Origin of the sequence: Arthrobacter livingstonensis (assembly GCF_003219815.1) — a bacterium.
Classification (GTDB): Bacteria; Actinomycetota; Actinomycetes; order Actinomycetales; family Micrococcaceae; genus Specibacter; species Specibacter livingstonensis.
This window is the reverse complement of sequence record NZ_QJVD01000057.1, coordinates 1-10,754: the sequence shown is the minus strand read 5'-3', so window position 1 is coordinate 10,754 and position 10,754 is coordinate 1. Positions and strand designations below refer to the sequence as shown.

Genomic DNA, 10,754 nt, shown 5'->3' with positions numbered 1-10,754 from the left:
GCCTCGATGAGCTGCTGATACAAGGTTTCGGTCGCGGTGCGGATCCGGTCGGAGACATCGGTGAGTTTAAGTTGGCCAAGCAGATCGAGCAAGGCAGACTGGTCTAGAGCCATCGTGTGTTTGTGTCCTTTTGTGAGTTCTTTGATCGGTACTCACTGACCATCGCACGATGGCTCTTCACATCAGAAATCCAATGCTCAGCAACCGGAAACTACACCACTCCACGGGACGTAACCATCCGATTCCCCATTTTTTATCAGCATTGCTCCCACCCGGGGTTCGCCTGCAGGAGGGAGATAACTGCTTCTGTCTAGATGAGTTTGTGCCTGAGTGTTTCTATGGTGCGTTGTGTCAGTCCGGTAGCACGAAGGGACTTAATCGTGGCAGGGCCGTTGATCACTTCGAACGCTTTTTCAAGGGTCATGGCTGCGCTCTCGAGTGCTGATAATACTTTCGCATGGGCGTCAGGCGCTGCCGCGGCAAACAGGGCACTGTCATGCATCTAGTCACGAATGACCGCTTCGTGGGGAACACCGATCAGGCTCAGCAACAACGCTGCAACAATTCCAGTACGGTCATGCCCCCGACCACAATGAATATGCACAGTACCCTCAGCATCAGCAAACGCGGCCAGGACCTCCACGTAAAAGCCCGGCCATTTTTGCATAGCATCACGGCCAGATCGGACCACTTGATGAAACTTTGTTACTCGCCCATTGGCCATGGGAAGACCACCAAGGTCACGGACGTTCATCAGGCCGTCCCAGGCCAGCTCTCGAGTTGAATCCATCCAACGATTACATCACCCTGTATCGTTATGGCTTCCACCCTGGAGAGTCCATGCCGCATGGAGCCACCTAAGTCCTCCGCCTGCCGGCAGAGCCATCGATCGCACTACTTTTAGGCCATCCCAGCTCAGGTACCTGACCGTCTTTCTTGACAGCAGCCCGGCCAGAGTACCGGCCGTACCAGCCGCAGTTAGGAAGAAGCCGGGGACTATGACCTCATCGTGGACTATGCAGGAACTATCGGGAAGGTAACCGAAACAGTACAACCGCCTGGGAGGCGATTGCACTGTTGAGGTTGAGTGGGAACTGGTGTCGCAGCGCGACGGCGGAGTGAGAGTCAGTGGTTGTTGCGGTTACGAAAGCTCGCGAGGAGACTGGAGGAAGTGCCGCCGGTGCCGGTGCCGTTTCTGTTGCTGTTGCTGTTGCTGTTGCTGTTGGCACGGTTGTACTGGAGATTATCGAGGAATTCGGAGTGGCGGTCGGCTTGGCCATCCTTGCCCTTGGCCCAGAGGACGCGGCTGTCGGTGTTCACGGCCTTGAGGGCGACAACAACGCCCTCCATGAGTACGCCCATACCGAGGCTGATCAACAGACCGGATGATTCTTGGTGAGCGGCAACAGGGTTGATGGCGGCGATGGTGATGGCGGCTGCGATCTTGATGGCGATATTGGCAACCCACAGTACGACTGTGGTGGCGGTGTAGCGCATCCAGACAACGCCGTCTTTCTCGAACAGTTTGATGCTCACACCGCGGAGGATTCCGATGATGAAGCTGACCCCGGTGGTGGCCACGAGAAAGCCAATGGCGAAGGGCGACCAGGTGTGGGACAGGCTGGCGATGCCGATGACCATGATGATGGCGGGAAGGATAAGCAGCTTTTTGCCCTGTGCGGGCTGGCCGGCCATGCGTCGGATAAGGATGTAGGCGATCAGAGCGATGATGAGGATGAGTTCGATGGGATCGGACATTGGTTTGTTGCCTCCATTCGGCCGCGTTTCGGCCCTGAATCCAGACTACGAGTCAGGCTACGACGCGGAATCGGGCAGATTCCGTATCTTCGGGTGGAGGATTGTCAGGGGTGGAGAGCCCTCTCCACCCAGATCTGCGCTCGTGGGTGCACTCAAGGGTTTGATATGGCATTTATGATTGTGGTGGGTGGATGCTGCCTAATGAGGAGAGCGATTGACCATCAGTTATCAGAAGGAACCACGGACTGGCGCCGCTTACAGCGATAGGCTCCTGCAGCCGTTCCTGACCGTGGCGTTCGTCGCCATCGTTGCGGTGCAGCTTGTTGAGAGTCATGCGCCAGCAACTCTGCTCGGCTGGATGCTTTTCGTGCCCGTGGCCCTCCTTGCCCTGTGGACTCTCGTCCCGGCTCACTGGACGCCGGCGGTCGCGCGGGTCGTTCTCCTGCTCGTGTTCGCCATTTTGTCAGGGATCCTTTTCGCGGTTCCGCTCGACACGTTCTCCGCCGGATTTGTCTTCCTCGCGGCGCTCTACGCGGGTCAGCTGATCGAGGCCCTACCGGTGGCCATCGCGGTGGCCGTCGTCGCAGCGGTGTCCTGCGCCGTGTCGAGCCTCATCGTCGATCAGTTCATGCCCCAGGGCTGGCCGTGGTGGCTCGGGCTGACCGCTGGTCTGCCTGTCTACATCGGCATCGCTCGCAGGGAGCGCACCGCTGCCTTGAGTGCCGCGCAGGAGGCGGCTATCGAGTCCGAGAGGGCGCGTTTGTCGGAGACACGCGAGGCTGCGTTAGTCGAGCGGGGGCGGATCGCGCGGGAGATCCACGACGTTCTGGGCCATACGCTCTCGGCGATCTCTATCCAGCTGGATATGGCCGAGACCCTCTACACGCACGATCGCGCGGAAGAGTCCATCACTGCTGTCCGGCGTGCCCGGACGCTGGCCAAGTCAGGGATCGGAGAGACCCGCCGTGCAGTCCACGCCTTGAACGAGGATCCGAAGCCTCTAGCCGATACGATCCAAGGGATCGCTTCGTCGTTCGGTGCGACTTTCGTCCTCGACGGTGAGCCGGGGCCGCTGAGCGTGGAAAAGTCGCAGACGCTCATCAGAGCAGCGCAGGAAGCATTCACGAATGCGCATAGGCACGCAACCGGAGCTGAGATGTGTGCGAAACTCACGTTCTCGGACAGTGATTCGCCCACCGCTTACGTCGTATTACGCGTAATCAGCGGGCCGTCCGAGAAGGCGGTCCGTGGCCAAAGGGTAGAGGAAAGAATTGGAATGGGTCTCGAAGGAATGAGAGAGCGCGCGGGATTGCTCGGGGGAACACTAATCGCCGGGCCGATCGTGGAGGGTGATGAGCACGCTGTCGGCAAAGCCACAACGGGATGGTCGGTATCCATGCGGCTGCCCCGATGATCCGGTTGCTCATCGCCGACGACCAGACCGCGGTCCGCCAGGCTCTCGAGGTCATGCTCGATCTGGTGGAGGACCTCGATGTCGTCGGCACGGCGGCCAACGGCCAGGAAGCAGTCGAGCTCGCGGCCGAGCTGAGCCCCGACGTCGTGCTCATGGACTTGAACATGCCGGTGATGAGCGGCGCGGAAGCCACCGAGCACATAGTCAAAGCGAACGAGGAAATCTCAGTGGTAATGCTCACGACTTTCGAAGATGACGAGTCAATCCTCCGTGCACTGCGCGCAGGAGCGCTCGGATACCTGACAAAGGATGCCGACCACCTGCAGATCGCACAGGCCGTGCGAAGCGCGCATCTTGGCCAGTCGGTTCTCAACCCTGAGGTCCAGATCAGACTTCTGAGACTGGCGTCGTCCATGGTGCCTGGTGGCGGCGCATCCGCCAGCAGCCCAGCCGCATCCTCTGGCCCGGGCCTCGTGTCATCGCTCCTGACCCAGCGGGAGAAGGAAATCCTGCAGCTCATCGGAGCGGGTCTTCGTAACCGCGATATCGCCGGCACCCTCACGATCTCCGAGGCCACGGTCAAGACACACATCAACAACATCTTCACTAAGGCGGACCTTCACTCACGTGCTGACGCCGTCCGATACGCGCTTACGGTCGGCGTGGACGCTCCGGATTCCACCCGGTGAGTCGTATCTCGCGGTGGAAGCCACCCGTTTTCCAACGTGGGTTCAACCGCCTCAACGCTCTCAGTGATGGCGTCGTCGCGATTGCGATCACGCTGCTCGTCTTCCCGATCACCGACCTTGCCACAGCTGAGCCCGGCGCCAACGTTCTCATGATTGTCAACCAGCACAGCGGCAAATTCATCACCTTCTTCATTACCTTCCTTGTCATCGCGAAGCTGTGGGTTGATAATCACGCGCTCTACCGAGACGTTAAGGCCTATACGCCACCATTGATGTGGACGCACATCGTGTGGCTACTTGCGATTGTGTTCATCACGTTCCCCATGGATGTTCTCTCGTCCGCGAGCGACACGAATTTTCCGAACTCAGCGGTCTATGTAGGAACGTTGCTGCTGGCGACGGCTACCCTGTTGGTGGAGTACATGATTGCTCTCACGACCCCGGCACTGCAGGAAAAGGACGTGAATCTCCGTCCTGGTTTCATCAGGTCCATTGTGGACGTGATCGCCGTTCTCGCAGCGTTCGTGCTCACGCTGACGGTTCCGCAATGGGGCCTGAAGCCGCTCCTTCTGTTGATCGTCGGCGGAATTCTGGGCCGTGCCATGGGTTATTGGTTCGGGAAACGGCGTACCGGGGACCCGGACAGGCATGACGAGTGAACTCCTCCGACGCTGCCACTCGGAGTCAGCGTCAGCTGATGATCCCACTTTCTGTGCTCTCATTCCTTCTCACTGACGGCTCGCACTTCGCAACGGCCTAGTAGCACTACCCAGACAGGTTGGTTGAGTTGGGAATGCCCAAGATTTTGTTGACAAGGTCTCAAGCAAACCTTGGGCAGACCTCCCCGTCGAAACACTGACAGTGTGTTCAGCGATCGTGACTTGAACAGACGCCTCTCTGGCCCAAGACTTCCCCGGCAGCGAGTATGTAAACATGATGACCGTGGAAGAAATCTTGCTCGCCGCAGAGCCAGCGCTTAGGGCAATTCTTACTCCGAATGAGCTCGAGCGCACCCATCTGGATGTGCTGACAGCGAAGGCGAACCGGTCACGCCATCAACGATTATCAGTGAAGACTTACTTCTCCGAGTCCTTGTGTACGACGAGGAATTAGGGTTCTGGCTGTATCCGCCCGAAGAAGCCAGCGGCTTCACGGCCCGTTTACGTAGCGAATTGCAGGATTTCGTTGCCGAGAGTGGGTTCGGTTGGGGAGAGCTGCGCGGATAGTGTCCCGTTCAAGGTTCCTTGGGTTCTTGCGGTGATTGCAACACTTAGTGAATGAGTGTTGATATGGCAAAGTATTCAATCCTTCTCCGGCCGGATCTATTGCAGGTCTTTTGGGCGGGGATGTAGGCAGGTGATTTCATCACGGATGCCGTTATTCCGATCAAGACCAGCAGGCGTACAGGGCGCACTGTTCTGGCTGTCGCTGGTGGAGTGCGGCCCCGTCGCGGTAGGAACTTGAAGGGCCGTTGTCTGAGATTCGCTCAGCGTGAGGAAATAGCGATTCTTCGTGCCCAGGGACTCTCCTTGAGAGTGATTGGGAAGGCTATCGGGAGGTCTGCCTCGACGGTATCTAGGGAGTTGAAGCGTAATACGAAGCCCGGCACCGCCTATCGGGCAACGTCCGCTCATGTGCTTGCCTATGATCGGGCCGGCCGGCCAAAACCGGCCAAGCTTCACACGAACACAGCTCTGCGTGCGATAGTCGAGGGCGACCTTGCCAGGAAGTACTCACCGGAACAGATCGCAGGAAGACTGCGTATCTGGTTCCCCGACAGGGAGGAGATGTGGGTGTCACCTGAGACCATCTACCAGTCCCTGTATGTCCAGTCCCGGGGCGCCCTGAACCCGGATCTGGCCGCGTGTCTACGGACCGGCAGGACAGGGCGCAAGCCCTGCCGCAAGGTCGGCCAGCGTAAGAATCGGATCCCGGGGATGATCAACATTTCTCAACGCCCACCGGAAGTTGAAGACCGCGCTGTGCCTGGCCATTGGGAGGGGGACTTGATTATTGGCAAGGGAAACCTGACCGCAATCGGGACACTCGTCGAGCGAACCACCAACTTCACGATGCTCGTCCACCTGCCCAACGGTTACAAGGCCGAGCAGATGCGTGAGGCGTTGACCTCGAAGATCAAGACCCTCCCGGAAGCGTTACGGCATTCGCTGACGTGGGACCAGGGCATCGAAATGCAGGACTGGAAAACCGTCAAAATGGATACCGGCATCGAGATCTATTTCTGTGACCCACATTCGCCCTGGCAGCGTGGAATCAATGAAAACACCAACGGCCTACTACGCCAGTACTTCCCCAAAGGTACAGATTTGAGCATCCACAGTGCGGCGGACCTCGATTGGGTCGCCGCCGAACTCAACGACCGACCCCGCAAAAGACTAGAGTTCAAGAAACCGATCGAACTGATCTAACCCCTCCTGTTGCAATGACCACCTGAATCCGCCGTTCCCCATCGGGCAGATGCGAACGTACACAGTTCATTGGAGAATGACTCTCTGCGTATAGGTATGGACAATGGCACCATGCGCCTCTATCTGTCTTCATACCAGCTTGGTGACCGTCCCGAAACTTTCACGAGCCTGGTTCGGGCTAAAAGGAAGGGGTGGATCATCATGAACGCCTTTGATGGTGCTGACCCTGAGACGCGGCGAATAGAAACTGAACGCCAGCTCACGAATCTCGCGGGCATTGGACTCACTGCACATGAGCTCGACCTGCGGTTGTACGATGCCGAGAGCCTTTCCGTGAAGTTTGGGCAACCGGACTTTGTCTGGGTCCGGGGCGGCAACGTCTTCACGCTCCGGGCTGCGATGGCCCGATCAGGAGCCGACGCGATCATTGTGGATCGCCTCAGGGCCGATGCCTTGGTCTACGCCGGTTTCAGTGCTGGGGGTTGCGTCCTCGCCCCGAGCCTGTTGGGTCTCGAAGAGTGCGATTCAACGGACGATGCTTTGCTGCAATATGGAGCAGTCAAGTACGACGGCCTCAATATTCTCGACCGCCCCTTTGTGCCGCATCTCGGAACCTCGGATCACCCGGAACGCGAGATCCTGACTCAGGTGGCTGCCACTTACGCTCAAGATGGCAAGCAGTACTGGGCGCTTCGAGACGGCCAGGCGTTGGTGGTTGATGGCAGCAGCGTTGCGCTGCTTTGAGAGAACGCCGGCTTGAGTGTTCCGGTCAAGGTTCCCCGTACGGACGGACTCTGGCCAGCTTCCATCGCCACGCTGCGGTCCAGTGGTTTTCTGGCTCCACGCTCCGTTAGCGTACGTTTTTTCCTTTTCCTGAAGCCACCCCAAGTTCAAAGCCAGGTTAGTTCCATCAGGGCGCATCCCTCAGCGTGAATTTCCGTACGGATCATCCTCAGACCCCGTGTTGCGCGTGCCGGAAGTTGCATGCCTGAATGCAGCAGCACCGAATCCCGCGCATGGACGACGGCGGCATGCTCCTGCCAGTCACATCACCCTTCCACGGCGGTCCCCGCCCTCGTCCGCGGCCCGATTCCAGGGTGTCCGGTGGAGGCCTCACAAAATTTACCGTCCTAACGACACTTAATTCACGATATACTGTCTTCGCGACACTAAATTGCCATTGGACCAAAGGAGACTCGGTGTCTACCACCAACGAGAATGCAGCCGTTCGCAGTGACGGCGGCACCGCCTTCATCGCCTCGCTCACCCGCGTCCTGGGCGAATGGACGGCACCGGAGTTCCTCACCGCGGTTGCCGCACGCGAGGGCGTGGACCTGGACCCGGGCGCCATCACCATGGTCACCATCCTGGCCAATACCGGGCCGCAGCGGCCCTCGCAGCTGGCGGCGGACATGGTGACCGGTGCCTCCAACATCAGCAAGATCGCGGCCCGGCTGGAGAGTTCGGACCTGGCCAGGCGAACCACTGACCCGGCCGATGCCAGGGCGCAGCAGGTGGAGCTGACCGCGGCCGGGCACCGGGTGGCGGCGGCACTGGTCCGTGCCGGGAATGGCCTCGTCGACGAGTTGCTGGACGGATGGCCGCAGCCGGACCGGGCGGAGTTCACACGGCTTCTGGCCAAATTCGAACAATCCACCATTTCACTGTCCGCCCGACTGGCCGGCAAGCCATGATCTTCACACGTCCAACACACCCATTCATCCAGGAACCACCCCAACAAGGAGAAATCACATGACCAGCACCACCACTCCCCGCAGCTACGTGATTACAGGGGCGGCGTCCGGGATTGGCGCTGCCACCGCCGCCCTTCTGCGCGAGCGCGGCGAGACCGTAATCGGCGTCGACTTAAAGGGCACCGAGGTTGAGGCAGACCTCAGCACGCCCGCGGGCCGCGAAGCCGCCGCCGCACGCGCGGTGGAATTGGCCGGGGGAAGCATTGACGCCGTCATCGCCTGCGCCGGCATCGCCGCACCCATCGCCCTGACCGTGAGCGTGAACTACTTCGGCGTCACCGACTTCCTTGAGTATCTGGCACCTGTCCTGGCCAAGAGCCCGGCGCCGCGTGCCGTCGTCGTCAGCTCCATGGCATCGCTGCAGGCCAATTCTCCCGAACTGGTCGAAGCCCTGCTCTCCGGAGACGAGCCCGCTGCCGTGGAAATCGGCGCTGCCCTGGCCGCCGCGGGCCCAGCCTCCGGGTACCTGAACTACCCCTCCAGCAAGCGTGCACTGAGCCGCTGGGTACGCCGGGAATGCATCTCCGAACGCTGGGCCGGGGCCGGGATCCCGCTGAACGCCGTGGCACCGGGCACCGTCATCTCCCCGATGACGGAGAAACTGCTTTCCACGGAAGAGGGCCGGAAGATGGTTGATTCCTCGGTTCCGATGCCGCTGAACTACCACTCGGACTCCATCGTGCTGGCCCGGCTGCTGGCCTGGCTGACCAGCGAGGAAAACACGCACACCACCGGGCAGACCATCTACGCCGACGGTGGCGCCGACGCAACGCTGCGCGGAGACAACATCTGGGACTGAAGCGTCACCCGCATGAGGTGGGCCCAAATCAACCGGATGGTTGATGGCCACAGGTTGTCGCCAAAATAGCCTTAGAGCATGCAACGGTTAACAAGTGAAGCACCGGCGGCGGTCCGGCCCCTGAACAAGTGGGCGGGGCTGGGCGTCCTCGCCGCGGGTTTGTCCATGATCGTCATCGACGGCACCATTGTGGGCGTCTCGCTGCCCACCATCATCGCCGACCTCCATCTGGACCTGAACCAGGCCCAATGGGTCAACAGCCTGTACTCGGTGGTGCTGGCGGCGCTGCTGCTGACCAGCGGGCGTCTCGGCGACAGGTTCGGGCGCCGGAAGCTGTTCATCATTGGCGTGGTCCTGTTCATGGCCGGCAGCATCCTTGCCGCCCTCTCTGTGGGCGCCACCGGGCTGATACTCAGCCGCGTATTGCAGGGCGTGGGTGGCGCTGCGGTGCTGCCCGCCACCCTTTCCAGCGTGAATTCAACGTTCTTTGGCAAGGACAGGACGACGGCGTTTGCCGTGTGGGGCGCCGTGATCTCCGGAATGGCCGCCATCGGGCCGCTGCTTGGCGGCTGGCTGACAGCGTCCTTCGCCTGGCAGTGGATCTTCATTGTGAACATCCCGCTGGGCCTGCTGGTGCTGGCCGGGACGTTCATCTTTGTCCCGGAAACACGCTCCCCGCAGGACCACGCCGGGCTGGATGTGGTGGGCCTGGTGCTGAGCTTTATCGGCTTCGGCTTGTTCGTCTTTGCAATCATTGAGGGCCCCACGCTCGGCTGGTGGTCCGCCTCCTCGGCGTTGAACCTCGGCCCGATCCACTGGCCGGCGGACGCCGCTGTTTCCGCCGTGCCGATGACCCTTGCGGCGGGCATCGCCGCCCTGGTGGCGTTTGTGCTGTGGGAAAGGCACCGGGCAGCCAGACAGCGCTCGGCCATCCTGGACCTGTCCCTGTTCCGCATTCCCACCTTCTCCTGGGGCAATGCCGTGGCCGCGACGGTGGCCATCGGCGAATTCGGCCTGCTCCTGGTATTGCCGCTGTACCTCATCAACATCCTCGGGCTCGGCACGCTGCGGGCAGGCCTGGTGCTGGCGGCCATGGCCGCCGGCGCGTTCCTGTCCGGCGCCTCGGCCCGGCACCTGGCCGCCCGGCTGGGACCGCCCACGGTTGTGATCGTAGGGCTGGCCCTGGAAACTGTGGGCCTGCTGGCGCTGGGACTGGTCATCACGGCCGGCAACTCCATCTGGCTCATCGCCGCCCTGCTGGTGGTCTACGGGCTGGGACTGGGACTGGCCTCGGCCCAGTTGACCGGCACGGTGCTGGCCGACATCCCCACCGCCGTGTCCGGACAGGGCTCGGCCACCCAAAGCACCGTCCGGCAACTGGGGGCCGCCCTGTGATCCGCGATCATGGGCAGCGTGTTGGCCCACTTTGCGGTTACCAGCAGCACCGGCCTGCTCGCCGGCATCCCCGGAGTTCCGCCCCACCAGGTGGACACGCTGGCGGGCCAACTGCGTGACTCGGCTGGCGGCGTCGTGCCCCAGCTGGCCCAACTGGGCACACACGGCCCCCTTGGTGCGGCCGGACCGGACGCCGTCAACGCCCTGTCCACCGGCTTTGCCCAAGCGGTCAGCATGTCGGTCCTGGCTGCGGCCGTGTTCCTCTTCGTTGCACTGGCGGGATCCTTCTTCGTTGCAGCTGCCGCACGGAAGACTGCCAGCCGGCAACGTCTCGGGTAGAATACACTCTTGGAACCCGGTGATTGGGTTCGCGGACGAGGGAGCAGTACCCGCACCACGACAAGACTGCCTTGAAAGCGACGAATCTTCATGGCGTGGATCATCCTCATCGTCGCGGGCATGCTGGAGGCCGTCTGGGCCTCGGCGCTGTCCGCCTCAAAGGGCTTCAAACGGCGC

General features: G+C 61.0%; 11 protein-coding genes and 1 riboswitch. Of the genes, 9 read left to right on the top strand and 2 right to left on the bottom strand.

The annotated features are described in order from the left end of the window. Window positions 1-502 precede the first annotated feature (502 nt). Together CVV68_RS22275 and CVV68_RS22270 are read right to left on the bottom strand one after the other, a co-directional pair. Window positions 503-790, bottom strand: a complete 288-nt coding sequence (locus tag CVV68_RS22275) for a tyrosine-protein phosphatase (protein ID WP_110503172.1) — start codon at window positions 788-790, stop codon at window positions 503-505. 335 nt (window positions 791-1,125) lie between these two features. Then, window positions 1,126-1,758, bottom strand: a complete 633-nt coding sequence (locus CVV68_RS22270; RefSeq protein ID WP_110503171.1) for a DUF1453 family protein — start codon at window positions 1,756-1,758, stop codon at window positions 1,126-1,128. Window positions 1,759-1,972: 214 nt separating this feature from the next. Here CVV68_RS22270 and CVV68_RS22265 point away from each other — a divergent pair, with 214 nt between their 5' ends. The 9 genes from CVV68_RS22265 (at window position 1,973) to CVV68_RS24490 (ending at window position 10,577) form a co-directional block, all read left to right on the top strand. Then, window positions 1,973-3,172, top strand: a complete 1,200-nt coding sequence (locus CVV68_RS22265) for a sensor histidine kinase (RefSeq protein WP_110503170.1) — start codon at window positions 1,973-1,975, stop codon at window positions 3,170-3,172. Further along, window positions 3,142-3,861: a response regulator gene (locus CVV68_RS22260; protein ID WP_245933739.1), complete on the top strand. Its 720-nt coding sequence runs from the start codon at window positions 3,142-3,144 to the stop codon at window positions 3,859-3,861. Before CVV68_RS22265 ends, CVV68_RS22260 begins: the two co-directional genes overlap by 31 nt. Next, a complete protein-coding gene (locus CVV68_RS22255; RefSeq protein ID WP_170133319.1) occupies window positions 3,858-4,520 on the top strand; it encodes a TMEM175 family protein in 663 nt (220 codons plus the stop codon). The genes CVV68_RS22260 and CVV68_RS22255 overlap by 4 nt, the downstream gene beginning before the upstream one ends. A 777-nt stretch (window positions 4,521-5,297) precedes the next feature. Next, window positions 5,298-6,290 carry an IS30 family transposase gene (locus CVV68_RS22250; protein WP_110503168.1) on the top strand — a complete coding sequence of 331 codons (993 nt, stop codon included), beginning with the start codon at window positions 5,298-5,300 and terminating at the stop codon, window positions 6,288-6,290. Between the two features lie 111 nt (window positions 6,291-6,401). Beyond that, window positions 6,402-7,034 carry a Type 1 glutamine amidotransferase-like domain-containing protein gene (locus CVV68_RS22245; protein WP_170133318.1) on the top strand — a complete coding sequence of 211 codons (633 nt, stop codon included), beginning with the start codon at window positions 6,402-6,404 and terminating at the stop codon, window positions 7,032-7,034. A 455-nt stretch (window positions 7,035-7,489) separates the two neighbouring features. Continuing rightward, on the top strand, window positions 7,490-7,984 hold the full coding sequence (locus tag CVV68_RS22240; protein ID WP_110503166.1) for a MarR family winged helix-turn-helix transcriptional regulator: 495 nt from the start codon (window positions 7,490-7,492) through the stop codon (window positions 7,982-7,984). 58 nt (window positions 7,985-8,042) lie between these two features. Beyond that, entirely contained in the window at window positions 8,043-8,843 is an 801-nt protein-coding gene (locus tag CVV68_RS22235; protein ID WP_110503165.1) for an SDR family oxidoreductase, read from the top strand. A gap of 78 nt (window positions 8,844-8,921) precedes the next feature. Next, the gene (locus tag CVV68_RS22230) at window positions 8,922-10,238 is read left to right on the top strand and encodes an MFS transporter (protein ID WP_245933738.1); all 1,317 of its coding nucleotides are present in this window, start codon (window positions 8,922-8,924) and stop codon (window positions 10,236-10,238) included. An 18-nt stretch (window positions 10,239-10,256) separates the two neighbouring features. Further along, window positions 10,257-10,577 (top strand): hypothetical protein, encoded by a 321-nt coding sequence (locus CVV68_RS24490; RefSeq protein WP_245933737.1) that lies wholly within the window; start codon window positions 10,257-10,259, stop codon window positions 10,575-10,577. A 9-nt stretch (window positions 10,578-10,586) separates the two neighbouring features. After that, window positions 10,587-10,652: riboswitch (guanidine-III (ykkC-III) riboswitch) on the top strand. Window positions 10,653-10,754 lie beyond the last annotated feature (102 nt).

Bases quoted from the DNA above. Each gene is read 5' to 3' on its own strand.
- CVV68_RS22270 (WP_110503171.1), bottom strand. From the start codon at position 1,758: ATGTCCGATCCCATCGAACTCATCCTCATCATCGCTCTGATCGCCTAC.
- CVV68_RS22235 (WP_110503165.1), top strand. From the start codon at position 8,043: ATGACCAGCACCACCACTCCCCGCAGCTACGTGATTACAGGGGCGGCG.
- CVV68_RS22260 (WP_245933739.1), top strand. From the start codon at position 3,142: ATGGTCGGTATCCATGCGGCTGCCCCGATGATCCGGTTGCTCATCGCC.
- CVV68_RS22275 (WP_110503172.1), bottom strand. From the start codon at position 790: ATGGATTCAACTCGAGAGCTGGCCTGGGACGGCCTGATGAACGTCCGT.
- CVV68_RS22245 (WP_170133318.1), top strand. From the start codon at position 6,402: ATGCGCCTCTATCTGTCTTCATACCAGCTTGGTGACCGTCCCGAAACT.
- CVV68_RS22230 (WP_245933738.1), top strand. From the start codon at position 8,922: ATGCAACGGTTAACAAGTGAAGCACCGGCGGCGGTCCGGCCCCTGAAC.